The sequence below is a fragment of the Kitasatospora sp. NPDC058170 genome (genome assembly GCF_042883905.1).
Lineage (GTDB): Bacteria > Actinomycetota > Actinomycetes > Streptomycetales > Streptomycetaceae > Kitasatospora.
Genome location: NZ_JBHVUV010000027.1, coordinates 60326 through 73548 on the forward strand (window position 1 = coordinate 60326; position 13223 = coordinate 73548).

Below are 13223 nucleotides of genomic sequence, written 5' to 3' on the forward strand. Positions count from 1 at the left end.
CGGCTGTGACAACGGCCGGCGGCGCCCCACTCCCTACGACTTCCTGCTACGCCCGCCGCGCGACACACCGGGCACCCGGCGGCCCAGGGCGCGCAAAGGCGGCCGGTGCGGCGGGGGATCCCTCCCCGCCGCACCGGCCGCAGCCTGTCCTTCGCCCTGACCCCCGCCGGGTCAGCCGCCCTGGCGGTGGACCTCCGCCGCGACGGCGAGGTCCTGCCAGGCCATCCCGACGCTCTTGAAGAAGCGCGGGCGGTCGGCCGGCACCGGCACCTCGCCGCGCACCAGCTCGGCCAGGTTCCACAGCGTGTCCGCGCCGGTGACGCCCGCCGCCAGCAGGTCGCCCGCCTCGCGCAGGGCGGCGGCGCGCGCCTCCACGTACAGCGCGGCGCGGCGGACCAGTACGGCGTCCACCTCGCGCGCGTCCGGCTCGTGCGAGCCCACCGCAGCGACCACCGCGCGGTCGGGCACCAGGGCGCCGTCGAACAGCGGGGTGCGGGCCGTGGTGCAGCAGACCACCAGATCGGCGTGGGCCACCGCGGACGGTGTCCCGACGACGGCCTCCAGCCCGAGCCGGCGGGCGTACGCGGCCAGCGCCTCGGCGGGCTCCGCGCGGCGCGCGACCACCGTGACCCGGGTCAGCGGGCACACCCCGAGCAGCGCGTCCAGGTGCCCGTACGCCTGCGGTCCCGCGCCGAACAGGACGAGGTGCTCGGCGTCCGGCGCGGCCAGCCGGCGCAGCGCGACGGCGGTGACGGCGGGCGTGCGCAGCGCGGTCAGCGCCGCGCCGTCGAGCAGCGCGAGGGGCTGCAGCGTGGGGCCGTCGAGCAGTAGGTAGCTGCCGGTGATCCGGGGCAGCCCGACCGCGGGGTTGGCGGGCACCACCCCGGCGATCTTGACGCCCGCGTACCGGTCCGAGGCGGCCGGCATCAGCAGCAGTTCACCGGCGGGCACCGCCACCGCGGAGCGGGCGGGCCCGGCCTCCGGGTCCAGCCCGTCCAGCAGCACCTGTTCGATGGCGTCCGCGGCCTGCGCGGGGGTCAGGCCGACGGCGCCCGGCGCGACGCGCGGGAGCGGCTCAACGGCCGCGCCGGGCAGGATGGGGGCGGCGGCGGGGTCCGCGGCCGCGCGGGGGTGGATCACAGCAGGAACCCCGCGCCCAGCTCGTCCTGCGCGTCCAGCAGGAAGCGGTGCTCGCCGGTGCGGTACGCCGTCCCGGTGACCTCGGTGACCACGCCGTCGGTCAGCGGGTCGCCGCCCGAGGGCACCCGGCCGGTGAACAGCGTTCCGATCACCGATTCGTGCCGCAGCTCCTCGCCGGGTGCCAGCCGCCCCTCGGCGGTGAGCACCGCGAGGCGGGCCGAGGTGCCGGAGCCGCACGGGGAGCGGTCGATCTGGCCGTCGGCGAAGACGGTGACGTTGCGCTGGTGCGGGCCGGTCGGCGTGTCGGGCAGCTCGTCGTACAGGATGACCCCGTACACGCCGGACAGTCGCGGATCGCCGGCGTTCCGCACGGCGGGCGAGTCGGCCAGCGCCGCGCGGATCTCCCGCCCGGCCGCCGTCAGTTCGGGCAGCTGCTCCGGGGTCACCGACAGGCCCAGCGCCGCCGCCGGCACCGAGGCGTAGCAGGCCCCGGCGTGCGCGACGGCGACCTCCACGACCCCGCGGGACGTCTCCACCGGGAGCTTCAGCGCGCTGACCACGGTCGGCACGTTGCGGAAGGTCACCCCGGTGGTCCGCCCGCCCTCGCGGTGGACGGCGGCGGTGACCCGCCCGGAGGGGACGTCGATCCGCACCCGTACGACACCATCGGCCGGGGCCGCGACCAGACCGGAGTCCACCGCCCAGGCGCCGAGCGCGATGGTGCCGTGCCCGCAGGCGGTGGAGTAGCCGTCCTTGTGCCAGAACAGCACGCCGAGGTGGGCCTCGTCGTCGTCCGGCGGCACCAGGAAGCCGCCGTACATCCCGGCGTGGCCGCGCGGTTCGCGGGTCAGCAGCCGCCGCACGTCGTCCAGCGCGCTCGGCCGCGGGGCCGTCGCCTCGCCGCCCGCGCCCAGCGCGATGGCCCGCCGCTCGGCGACGCTGTCGCCGGGGATCACCGGCGCGCCGCCCAGCACGATCCGGAACGGTTCGCCGGCCGCGTGGTAGTCGACGGTCTCGACGATCACGAGGCACCCCCGGCCGGAAGCAGCGTCACCGTCCGGCTGGCGGTGTAGAAGTCGAGTGCGGCGGAGCCCTGTTCGCGGTCGCCGTGGCTGGCGCCCTTGGCCCCGCCGAAGGGCAGGTGGAAGTCGACGCCGCTGGACGGGGCGTTGACCCGGATCATGCCCGCGTCCAGCCGGTCGGCGGCGGCCAGCGCGACGTCGAGGTCGCGGGTGTGCACCGAGGCCGACAGCGTGTACGGGGTGTCGTTGGCGAGCGCGATCGCCTCGTCCAGGTCGGCGGCCGCGTGCAGCACGGCGATCGGGCCGAAGAACTCCTCGCGCCGCAGCGGGTGGTCGTCCGGCACGCCGGCGACCAGGGTCGGGGCGAGGTACCAGCCGGTTCGGTCCGGGACGTCGCCGCCGGTCAGCAGCTCGGCCCCGGCCGCGCGGGCCGAGGCGACGGCCGCGCTGATCTCGTCCCGGGTGGCGGCGTTGATGACCGGTCCGCAGGACGTGTCGTCGACCTGTGCGAGCGCCTTGACCAGCGCGGCCCGCAGCGGCTCGTACGCCCCGCCGACGGCGATCACCCGGCTGGTGGCGGTGCACTTCTGCCCGGCGTACCCGGCGATCGCGGCGGCCAGGTGGGCGGCCGCCTGCTCCATGTCGGCGTCCGGGAGGACGAGTGCCGCGTTCAGTCCGCCGAGCTCGGCCTGGACCGGGATGCCGCGCTCGGTCGCGGTCCGGACCACCCGGCGGCCGACCCCGGTGGAGCCGGTGAACGAGACCACGTCGGCGGCGCCGACCAGCTCGCCGCCCTCCGCGCCGCCGCCCGGCAGCACGGTGAAGACGTCGGCCGGCAGCCCGGCCTCGGCCACCAGCTCGGCCAGCCGCAGCGCGCAGCCGATCGCCTCCGAGGAGGGCTTGAGCACCACGGAGTTGCCGACGGCCAGCGCCGGGGCGGCCTTCCAGGTGGGGATCGCCAGCGGGAAGTTCCACGGCGTGATCAGCCCGGCGACCCCGTACGGGCGGCGGCGGGTGAGCAGCAGTCCGGGCCCGGCGGCGGGCTCGTGCACGGCGCCGGACGCCGCGTACGGCGCCTGGGCGTAGTAGCGCCAGATCGCGGCGGTGCGGGCGACCTCGCCGCGCGCCTCGCCGAGCGGCTTGCCGACCTCGCGGACGACCAGCGCGGCCAGCTCGTCCGCGTTCGCCTCGACCAGCTCGGCGATCCGGGTGAGCGCGGCAGAGCGGGCGCCGGCGCCCGAGGCGAGCCACCCGGACTGCGCCGCCCGGGCACGGCCGACGGTGGCCCGCACGGCTTCGGCACCGGGCGCGGGCGCCTCGGCGACGAGGTCCGTGGGATCGGCGGGGTTGTACGAACGGATCGTCACAGCAGGTAGTCCTTAGCGGAGGTCAGCGGGGGCGGCCGGGGTCAGAGCAGGAACCCGGCCGGGAACGGGTCGCTCGGGTCGAGGAAGTACTGGGCGGTGCCGGTGATCCAGGCCCGTCCGGTGACGGTGGGCACCACTGCGGGGTGCCCGGCCACCTCGGTCTCCTCGACCAGGCGGCCGGTGAAGGTCGTCCCGATGAAGGAGTCGTTGCGGAAGTCCCGGCCGAGCGGCAGCTCGCCGCGGGCGTGCAGCTGGGCCATCCGCGCGGAGGTGCCGGTACCGCAGGGCGAGCGGTCGAACCAGCCGGGGTGGATGGCCATCGCGTGCCGGGAGTGCTCGGCGGTCGAGCCGGGCGCGAGCAGCTGGACGTGGTGGCAGCTGTGGATGGACGGGTTGTCGGGGTGGACCGGCCGGTCCGGGCCCGAGTTGATCGCGTCCATCAGCGCCAGGCCGGCGTCCAGGATCTCCTGCTTGCGCTCGCGCTCGAACGGCAGCCCGAACTCGGCGAGCGGCAGGATGGCGTAGAAGTTGCCGCCGTACGCGAGGTCGTAGCCGACCGTGCCGTAGCCGGGCACCTCGATCTTGCGGTCCAGCGCGACGCTGTACGAGGCCACGTTACGGATGGTGACGGCCTTGGCCGCGCCGCCCTCGACCTGCACCTCGGCGACGACCAGTCCGGCGGGGGTGTCCAGCCGGATGGTGGTGACCGGTTCCACCACCGGGACCATGCCGGTCTCCACCAGGACGGTGGCGACGCCGATGGTGCCGTGCCCGCACATCGGCAGGAGGCCGGAGACCTCGATGTAGAGCACGCCGTAGTCGGCGTCCGGCCGGGTCGGCGGCTGCAGGATCGCACCGCTCATCGCGGCGTGGCCGCGGGGCTCGTACATCAGCAGGGTGCGGAAGTGGTCCAGGTGCTGCTGGAAGTGCACCCGGCGCTCGGCCATCGTGGCGCCGGGGATGACCCCGAACCCTCCGGTGATGACCCGGGTGGGCATGCCCTCGGTGTGCGAGTCGACGGCGTGGAACACGTGGCGGCTGCGCATGTGGGTGTGACTCCCGTCGGGTGGGGGGTGGATGGGGCCGGGCCGGCTGCCCCCGCAGCCGGCCGATCCCGGGCTGTAGCGCTACGCGCGTGCTACGCGAGGCCCTCGGCGAGCGCCTTCTCGGTGGCCGCGCGGACGGCCGTCTCGATCTCCGGGGACAGCGGCAGGCGCGGCGGCCTGGTCGGGCCGCCGGGGCGGCCGGCGATGTCCTGGGAGAGCTTGATGGCCTGGACGAACTCGGTCTTGGAGTCCCAGCGCAGCAGCGGGTGCAGCGCCCGGTAGAGCGGCAGCGCGACGTCCAGGTCGCGGGCGACCGCGGCCCGGTAGAGCGCCACGGTGGCTTCCGGCAGGGCGTTCGGGTAGCCGGCGATCCAGCCGACGGCGCCGGCCACGGCCAGCTCCAGCAGCACGTCGTCGGCGCCGATCAGCAGGTCCAGCCCGGGGGCCAGCTCGGCGATCTCGTACGCCCGGCGGACGTCGCCGCTGAACTCCTTGACCGCGACGATCGAGCCCTCGGCGTGCAGCTTGGCGAGCAGCGGGGGGACCAGGTCGACCTTGGTGTCGTACGGGTTGTTGTACGCCACGATCGGCACGCCGGCCTTGGCGACCTCGGCGTAGTGGGCGCGGACGATGGCCTCGTCGGCGCGGTAGGCGTTCGGCGGCAGCAGCAGGACGGAGCCGGCGCCGGCCTCGGCCGCGTGCTCGGCCCAGCGGCGGGACTCGGCGCTGCCGTAGGCGGCCACGCCGGGCATGACCCGGGCGCCGTCGCCGGCCGCCTCGACGGCGACCTGGACGATCCGGCGGCGCTCCTCGTCGGTGAGGGTCTGGTACTCCCCCAGCGAGCCGTTGGGGACGACGCCGTCACAGCCGGAGTCGATCAGCCAGCGGACGTGGTCGGCGTAGGCGTCGTAGTCGACGGAGAGGTCCGAGCGCAGCGGGATCGTGGTGGCGACCATGACGCCGCGCCAAGGACGGGTGGTGTCGTACGGGGTGTGGGACACGGATGACTCCTTGGTGAGGTGTGACATTTTATTAGAGGGCGCGGGCGAGGGCAAGTGCCTCCGCCCGCCGGTTCGAGAGCCGTTTCCCGACCGGGTGCGATCCCGGCCGGGAAACGGCGTCCGGGTCAGTCCTGCGCCCCGGCGGCGAGCTGCGAGAGCGGCACCGGACAGGCCAGCGGACGCCGGTCGGCGGTCGGTTCCCCGCCACCGGCCAGCGCGGCCACGGCCGGACCGCACATCCGGCCCTGGCACCAGCCCATCCCGGCCCGGGTGAGCAGCTTGACCGTCCGGGCGTCGCCGGCGCCGAGCTCGTCCACCGCCTCGGTGATCCGGGCCGCGGGGACCTCCTCGCAGCGGCAGACGTCGGTGTCCGGGCGCAGCCAGCCGGTCCAGCCGGGGCCGGGCCGGTGGGCGGCGGCCATCAGGTCGGCGAAGGCCCGCAGCCGGGAGCGGCGGCGCAGCAGGGCGGCGTGCGGGAGCCGGTCGGCCACGGCGTGCGCGGCCAGCTCCCCCTCGGTGATCGCCAGGTCGGCGCCGCCGACGCCGCAGGTCTCGCCCGCCGCCCAGAGGCCGGGGACGCTGGTGCGCATCCGGGCGTCGACCTCCAGCGCGACCGCGCCGTCGGCGACGGCCCGGGTGGCGGCGCCCAGCTCGGTGGCCAGCTCGATCTGCGGCAGCAGTCCGTGGCCGACGGCGACGGCGTCGCAGGCGATCCGCCGCTCGGTGCCGGGCACCGGCCGCCAGTCGGCGTCCAGCCGGGCCACCGTGACGGCGGTGACCCGGTCGGTGCCGTGCGCCTCGACGACGGCGCTGCGGCGGCGCAGCCGCACGCCGTGGCGCAGCAGCGCGCTGCCGTGGCCGGCGCCCTCGACGAGCTTGGCCGGGACGGCGGCCAGCACGCCGGGGCGCCGGGCGTAGCCGAGGTAGTCGGTGGCCTCGACCACCGCGGGCACCTCGGCCCCGGCGGTGACCAGGGAGGACGCGGCCGCCAGCAGCAGCGGTCCGCTGCCGGCCACCACGATCCGGCGGCCCGGCAGGACCAGGCCCGCCTTGAGCATCGCCTGCGCCCCGCCGGCGGTGACCACCCCTGGCAGCGTCCAGCCGGGGAACGGCAGCTGCCGCTCGTAGGCCCCGGTGGCCAGCAGGACGGCGCGGGCCCGGACGGTGGACCGCTCCTCGGCCTGCGGGCCGAGCGTGACGTGCACCGCCCAGGCGTCGGCGGCCTCGTCGGTCCGCTCCAGCGCCCAGACCTGGTGTCCGCCCAGGAAGTCGACCAGGCCGGTGTCCCGGTGGTCGGCGAGCCGGTCGGCGAGGTCGGTGTAGACGGACCAGCCGTGGTGCAGCCGGTCCGGCCGGGTGGCGCCGAGGCCGGGCGCGGGGTGGCGGTAGTACTGGCCGCCGGTGCGCGGCCCGGCGTCGAGCAGGGCGCAGCGCAGTCCGAGGTCGGCGGCGGTGACGGCGGCCGCGAGGCCGGCCGGGCCGGCGCCGATCACGGCGAGGTCGTACCCGGGGGTGCGGGTGTCAGACGGCGAGGTCGGCACGGCCGTTTCCCTCCTGGGTGGTGACGACGGTGCCGGGCTCGGCGGGGAGCAGGCAGGTCCGCTGGTTGGGGCGGCCGTCGACGACGGCCAGGCAGTCGAAGCAGGCGCCGATTCCGCAGAAGGCCCCGCGCGGCCGGCCGCCGACCCGGGTGGTGCGCCAGGCCAGCACGCCGTCCGCCCACAGGGCGGCGGCGATCGACTGCCCGGGCAGTGCGGGCACCGGCCGCCCGTCGAAGTCGATGGTGTGGGCGGTACCGGGTACCGCCCTGACCAGGGCGGCGGGGGTTCGGCGCATGGGCGGCGTCTCCGTTCCGATCGGGAGGCTGAACGGGTGCCGGGCAGCGGTGCTGGGCCGGCCCTGAACAGGGCATTGAGCGGGGGCATTGAGTGGAAGCGCTGAGCGGGGGTGCTGAGCGGGGGTGCTGAGCAGAACGCGGGTGGCGGGTGGCGGGTGGGCGACGGTGCACTTTGCAAAGCGACCACCCCTTTGCAAAATCATCGAGCCCTTTGCAAAGTGCAGGGGTCAAGCGGCCGCCGGAAACCGGTCCGCCCGGAAGGGCGAGAGGTCCAGGGAGGGAGCCTTCCCGACCAGCTGCTCGCTGATCAGCAGCCCGGTGGCCGGGGCCAGTCCGATGCCCGCGCCCTCGTGGCCGCAGGCGTGGTAGAGCCCGGGCACCCGCGGGTCGGCCCCGATCGCGGGCAGGTGGTCCGGCAGGTACGGCCGAAATCCCCGGTAGGCACGCAGCACGTTCACGTCCGCGAGGACGGGGAACAGCGCGGCGGCCTGCGCCGCGAGCCGGTTCAGCACCTCCACCGAGAGCGTCCGGTCGAAGCCGACCCGCTCCCGGCTGGCGCCGATCAGCACCGGCCCGCCCGGCGTGCCCTCGACGACCGCCGAGGTCTGCAGCGCCGCCGACCCGCTGGCGACGTCCGCGACGTAGTCGGCGGCGTAGACCTTGCGCCGGACGATCCGCGGCAGCGGCTCGGTCACCAGGACGAAGCCGCGCCGGGGCAGCACCGGCAGGTGCACCCCGGCCAGGGCGGCCAGCTCGCCGCCCCAGGTGCCGGCCGCGTTGACCACCGCGGGCGCGTCCAGCCTCCGCCGGTCGGTGTCGACACCGAGCACGGCGCCGTCCGGCCCGGTCCGCACCGCCCCGACCGTCTCGCCGGTGTACAGCAGCGCGCCGTCACGGCGGGCGGCACGCAGCAGGTGGGCGGCGGCCAGGGCGGGCTGGACCTGGGAGTCCTGCGGGTAGTGGAAGCCGCCGGCCAGGCCGGGGGCGAGGTGCGGTTCGAGCTCCTGCAGCCGCTCGGCGGGGATCTCCTCGGCGACGACGCCGACCGCGGCCTGTTCGGCGGCGAAGGCGCGCAGGGCGTCCTGCCGGGCCGGGGTCGCCGCGACCACCAGGCCGCCCTTGGGCTCGTACTCGACCTCGGCGCCGAGGGTCTCGGCGAGCTCGGTCCAGAGCGCGGTGCTGAACAACGCGAGGTCCAGCTCGGGGCCGGGCTCCTTGTCGGAGACCAGGAGGTTGCCCTCACCGGCCCCGGTGGTACCGCCGGCGACCGGACCGCGGTCGACGACGGCGACGGAGAGTCCGGCGCGGGCGGCGTAGTAGGCGCAGGCGGCACCGACCACGCCGGCACCGACCACGACGACATCCAGAGAGGTCTTGGACTTGGGCACGTCAGTAATATGTCACATGCCATCCCGCCTGCCAAGACGGCCCCGCCGAACGGCCAAAACCGCGCAAAAGAGCCCCGGTCCGCCGACACTCGGCGGACCGGGGCTCTCCTGGCCGGACGATCACCGGACAATCACCGGACGATCAGGTGATGTCGTCCATCTGCTCATGACGGGCGGCCGGCACCGGCGCACTCGCCACCGGCGCGGTGGAGGCCTCCACCGCCTCCGCCCCGGAGACCGCCTGGACGCTGAGGTCCAGCTGCGAGGCCTCCTCGTCGTCCAGCCCGAGGTCCGGGTTTCGCTTGGCCTTGCGCTTGTCGTTCACGATGGCGATCCCGACCGCGACGAAGTACAGCGCCCAGATCGGCGCGGCGAGCACCAGCATGCTGACCGGCTCGGCGCTCGGCGTCGCGAAGGCGGCGAACACGGTGATGGCCAGCACCATGCCGCGCCACCAGCCGAGCAGCCGCTTGCCGGTGACGATGCCGACCATGTTCAGCATCACCAGCAGCAGTGGGAACTCGAAGGCGAGGCCGAAGACCAGCACCATCCGGGTGGCGATGTCGAGGTAGTCCTCGGGCGGCAGGATCGGCGTGGTGTTGTTCGGGGTGAACGAGATCAACACGTCGACCGTGGTCGGCAGCACCAGGATGGCGCAGGTCACGCCGGCCAGGAACAGCGGCGCCCCGGCGGCCATGAAGATGACCGTGTACTTCTTCTCGTGCCGGTGCAGGCCGGGCGCGATGAAGGCCCAGACCTGGTAGAGCCAGATCGGTACGGCCGCGACCACACCGGCCGTCAGCGACACCTTGAGCATCCAGGTGAAACCGGCGGTCAGACCGATGTTGGAGACCTGGGCGCACTTGCCGTGGAACTGGCTGGCGGTCTCCACCGTGCAGTGCGGCAGAGGCTTCAGCAGGAAGTCCTCGATCTGCTTGTGGTAGATCGCCGCGACGATCGTGACGATCACGATCGCCAGGACCGACTTGACCACACGGTTCCGCAGTTCCCGCAGGTGGTCGGCGAGGGCCATCCGCCCGTCAGGATCCTTGGGCGCCTTCGACGCCTTGGAGAGCTTGCTCAACCCCGGTCCTCAACTCGTGCGTCGAGGCCCGCCGGTCGGCAGGCCTCCATGGTCATGTGCGGCGCGTCCCTCACGTGGCTCGCCCGCCTCACCTGCGGCGCGCGTGCCGGTCACCGCGGCTGCCCGCCGTCCGACGCGGAGTACGCGGACTGTGCGGAGGCCGGCTCGGACACCGGCCTGGCCGTCGCGGAGGCGCCCGGGGCGGCCTGGATGGTCTTGGCCGTCGCGGACTCCGCGCCCGCCGCGGGCGCGGGCGGCTGCGCGTCGGCGTCCTGCGCGCCGTCGGAGCGCATCGCCTTGGTCTCGCTCTTCAGGATCCGCAGCGACTGGCCGAGCGAGCGGGCCAGATCGGGCAGCCGCTTGGCGCCGAAAAGCAGAATGGCAAGAACCACGACCACCAGGATCGCGGTCGGCGAGATCCGCATGCTCGACCACCTTCACTCATAGGCGGCACCGGCAGGCCGCTCGCTGCGGGGATGGTAACCGCTGCGGGTGACACCTGGACGACGGCCGCCCGAACGGGACAGCGGCCCCCGTCGCACCTCAGGAGCCTGCTGAGAGGGTAACCCGGCGCCCCCCGCGCGCATCAGCCCCCGTACCCGCTGACGGCTCTGCCGTGGTAAGGCTCACCCGGGGCATCAGCGCCCGGGCACCGCCGCGGCGAGATCGCCGGCCGCCTCGGCCAGCGCCCGGGAGGCGGCGTCCACTCCCTTGGCCAGGGCCCGCACGTCCAGCCAGAGCCGGACCGCGAGGACCCCGAGGACCAGCAGCCCGGCGGTGGCGAGCAGGACGGCGGCAACGAGCATCCAGGACATGCCGCCCACCCTATCCGCCGAGCCCGGCGGCCCTGCTCAGCCCTCGGCCGGGACGAGTCCCCCGCCCGGGAACAGGCCCCCGGCCTGGACGACGCTCCCGGTCGGGCCTGCGCCCTTGACCGGCACACCGCCGGGCTGCGGCACACCCGCCACCGGTCCGAGGCCGCCCGCCTGCGGCACGCCCCCGACCGGTCCGAGGCCGCCCGCCGGCGGGGCGCCCTCCACCGGCACGAGCCGCATGGTGCGCACCCCGGCGCCCGTCAGCGCCGCGACGATCTTCTCCCCGGCGGGCTTGCGCACCCCCGCCCCGCAGAGCGGGCAGCCGAAGCTGTAGTGGGCCTGGTCCGGAGTCCGACCGAAGGTCAGGCGGAACTCCTCCGCCGGCAGCTCCACCTTCTCGCGGCACTCCGAGCAGTACACCTTGAATCTGGTACCCGGCTCCACGGCTCAGTCCCGTCCGTCCCCGTACCCGGCCAGTGCCTCCAGCGCCGCCGACCGCGCCTGCTCGGCGAGCTCCGGCGGGGAGACGATCCGCCCGTCCCGGCCCAGCCGCAGCGCCAGCGGGCGCAGCTGGGAGGGGTCGGCGCTGCGCAGGGTGATCCGCAGGCCGCCGTCGGGCAGTTCCTCGGCGCGGTCGTGGGTGTAGTACTCGGCGACCCAGCGGCCGCCGGAGGACACCTCGACGACCACCTCGGGGTCGTCGGCGGAGGGGTTGACGAGTCCGCCGGAGAGGTCGCGCGGCTCCCGGCGCGGCGGGTCGGCGGGGGCGTCGAGCACCTTGATCTCGGCGACCCGGTCGAGTCGGAACATCCGGTGGTCCTCGGAGGTCCGGCACCAGGCCTCGAGGTAGGTGTGGCCCTCGGTGAGCAGTCGGATCGGGTCGACCTCGCGCTCGGTCATCCCGCCGCGCCCGTGCGAGTAGTAGCGCAGCCAGAGGCGGCGGCCCTCGCTGAGCGCGCGGTCGATGTCGGCGAAGACGTGGCTCTCGGCCTCGAAGGTGACGCCGACCCGGGCGCTGCCCTCGGCGCTGTCCCCGGCGGCGTTCTCGATCTTGGCGACGGCCCGGGTGAGCGCCTCCCGGTCACCTGCGCGCAGTCCGGGCAGTCCGGCCACCGCGCGGGCGGCGACCAGCAGTGCGGTCGCCTCGTCGGCGGCCAGCCGCAGCGGCTGGGCGACGTCGTCGACGTTGTGCCACCAGATCCGCTCGCCGTCGGTGTCGATGTCGAGCAGGTCGCCGCCGCGGAAGCTGGTGCCGCACATCGGCAGGACGTTGAGGTCGCCGATCAGCTCGCGCTCGGTGATGCCGAAGGCGCGGGCCACCTCGGCGACCTCGGCGCCCGGCCGTTCGCGCAGGTACGTGACCAGCGAGAGCATCCGGCGGGTCTGGTCGATGGCGTTGCTCATGCCTGTGCTCCCTCTCCAGCAGCGACGACCGGCTCCACGACGGTCGCCGGCTCCACGACGGCCGGTTCCGCAGTGGCCGGTTCCACACCGGCGACGGCGCGCAGCCGCTCGATCACGTCGGCGCGCAGTTCCTCCGGTCCGAGGACCAGGACGTCCGGTCCGAACTCGGCGAGGTCGGCGCCCAGCCCGTTGCCGTACGGGATCTCCAGCTCGTCCCAGGCGTCGTCGATCCGACGGGTGCTCAGCGCCTTGGTGCGCAGGGGGAATCCGGCGCCCCGGCGGACCTTGACGGCGGCGGTCGCGGTGGCGCCCTCGCCGGCGAACTTGGCGACGGTGGCGCGGACGTCCACGTGCTCGGGCACGGCGCCGAGGAAGGCGCCGGTGCGGGCGCGGACCTTGGCGGTGATCCGGCTGAGCCGGAAGACCCGGGCGTCGCCGCGGTCGCGGTCCCAGCCGGCGAGGTACCAGTGGCCGCGCCAGCACTCCAGGGCCCAGGGCTCGACGGTGCGCTGCTCGGCGGTGGCGGCGCCGGCCTTGCGGTACTCGAAGGTGACCGGGCGGCGGTCGCGGGCGGCGGTGAGCAGCGGTTCGAAGGCGGCTTCGCGGGCGGGGATGCGCGGTTCCAGGGCGGTGCGGCCCTCGGTCTCGGTGAAGGGCACGCCGGCCGCGCGGAGCTTCTGCAGTGCGCCGCTGGCCGCGCCGGACATCTTGGCCTGCTGCCAGACGCGGGCGGCCAGGGTGAGGGCGGCGGCCTCCTCGGCGTCGAGGGCGATCTCCGGCAGGCGGTTGCGGTCGGCGCGGGCGAGGTAGCCGAGTTCGCCGTCGAGGGCGTTCTCGTCGACGTCGATGACCAGACCGAGTTCGCGCAGGTCGTCCTTGTCCCGCTCGAACATCCGGTTGAAGGCGTCCTCGCTGCTGTTCTGCCAGGCCTCGCGGTACGCCTCGATGGATTCCCGCAGCTCCTTCTTGGAGAGCGGCCGTCTGGTGTTCATCAGGCACAGGGCGAGATTCATCAGCCGCTCTGCCTTGGCGATCGCCATCGCTGACCCTTCCGGTGGTGCCGCGCCGTGCGCGGGGTGCGCCCGCCGGGCAATTGTCGACCCGGCGGGACCGACCGTA

13 protein-coding genes and 1 pseudogene are annotated in these 13223 nt (G+C 75.1%); all 14 read right to left on the bottom strand.

The features are described from left to right. Nucleotides 1-171: 171 nt before the first annotated feature. The 14 genes and pseudogenes from ACFVVX_RS28025 to ACFVVX_RS28090 all read right to left on the bottom strand — a co-directional run bounded on the left by ACFVVX_RS28025 (nt 172) and on the right by ACFVVX_RS28090 (nt 13144). Nucleotides 172-1041 (bottom strand): ornithine cyclodeaminase family protein, encoded by an 870-nt coding sequence (locus ACFVVX_RS28025; RefSeq protein WP_387949574.1) that lies wholly within the window; start codon nt 1039-1041, stop codon nt 172-174. 95 nt (nt 1042-1136) lie between these two features. Then, entirely contained in the window at nt 1137-2165 is a 1029-nt protein-coding gene (locus ACFVVX_RS28030) for a proline racemase family protein (protein WP_387949473.1), read from the bottom strand. Continuing rightward, entirely contained in the window at nt 2162-3529 is a 1368-nt protein-coding gene (locus tag ACFVVX_RS28035) for an aldehyde dehydrogenase family protein (RefSeq protein ID WP_387949475.1), read from the bottom strand. Before ACFVVX_RS28035 ends, ACFVVX_RS28030 begins: the two co-directional genes overlap by 4 nt. Nucleotides 3530-3570: 41 nt before the next feature. After that, a complete protein-coding gene (locus ACFVVX_RS28040; protein ID WP_387949476.1) occupies nt 3571-4575 on the bottom strand; it encodes a proline racemase family protein in 1005 nt (334 codons plus the stop codon). A gap of 92 nt (nt 4576-4667) precedes the next feature. Continuing rightward, nucleotides 4668-5603 (bottom strand): dihydrodipicolinate synthase family protein, encoded by a 936-nt coding sequence (locus ACFVVX_RS28045; protein WP_387949477.1) that lies wholly within the window; start codon nt 5601-5603, stop codon nt 4668-4670. Nucleotides 5604-5701: 98 nt separating this feature from the next. Then, nucleotides 5702-7117, bottom strand: a complete 1416-nt coding sequence (locus ACFVVX_RS28050) for an NAD(P)/FAD-dependent oxidoreductase (RefSeq protein WP_387949479.1) — start codon at nt 7115-7117, stop codon at nt 5702-5704. Beyond that, a complete protein-coding gene (locus ACFVVX_RS28055; RefSeq protein WP_387949481.1) occupies nt 7098-7412 on the bottom strand; it encodes a (2Fe-2S)-binding protein in 315 nt (104 codons plus the stop codon). The genes ACFVVX_RS28050 and ACFVVX_RS28055 overlap by 20 nt, the downstream gene beginning before the upstream one ends. Nucleotides 7413-7640: 228 nt before the next feature. Then, the gene (locus ACFVVX_RS28060) at nt 7641-8801 is read right to left on the bottom strand and encodes an NAD(P)/FAD-dependent oxidoreductase (RefSeq protein WP_387949482.1); all 1161 of its coding nucleotides are present in this window, start codon (nt 8799-8801) and stop codon (nt 7641-7643) included. 142 nt (nt 8802-8943) lie between these two features. Continuing rightward, nucleotides 8944-9834, bottom strand: a complete 891-nt coding sequence (gene tatC / locus ACFVVX_RS28065; RefSeq protein WP_387949576.1) for a twin-arginine translocase subunit TatC — start codon at nt 9832-9834, stop codon at nt 8944-8946. Between the two features lie 161 nt (nt 9835-9995). Continuing rightward, the gene (gene tatA, locus ACFVVX_RS28070; RefSeq protein ID WP_387949484.1) at nt 9996-10310 is read right to left on the bottom strand and encodes a Sec-independent protein translocase subunit TatA; all 315 of its coding nucleotides are present in this window, start codon (nt 10308-10310) and stop codon (nt 9996-9998) included. A 213-nt stretch (nt 10311-10523) separates the two neighbouring features. Continuing rightward, the gene (locus ACFVVX_RS28075) at nt 10524-10700 is read right to left on the bottom strand and encodes a hypothetical protein (protein WP_387949486.1); all 177 of its coding nucleotides are present in this window, start codon (nt 10698-10700) and stop codon (nt 10524-10526) included. A 231-nt stretch (nt 10701-10931) separates the two neighbouring features. Next, nucleotides 10932-11144 (bottom strand): annotated as a pseudogene (locus tag ACFVVX_RS28080) (hypothetical protein); the annotation flags it as partial. Between the two features lie 3 nt (nt 11145-11147). Next, a complete protein-coding gene (locus ACFVVX_RS28085; RefSeq protein ID WP_387949487.1) occupies nt 11148-12104 on the bottom strand; it encodes a helix-turn-helix transcriptional regulator in 957 nt (318 codons plus the stop codon). Next, a complete protein-coding gene (locus tag ACFVVX_RS28090) occupies nt 12101-13144 on the bottom strand; it encodes a helix-turn-helix transcriptional regulator (protein ID WP_387949489.1) in 1044 nt (347 codons plus the stop codon). The genes ACFVVX_RS28085 and ACFVVX_RS28090 overlap by 4 nt, the downstream gene beginning before the upstream one ends. Nucleotides 13145-13223: the final 79 nt, after the last annotated feature.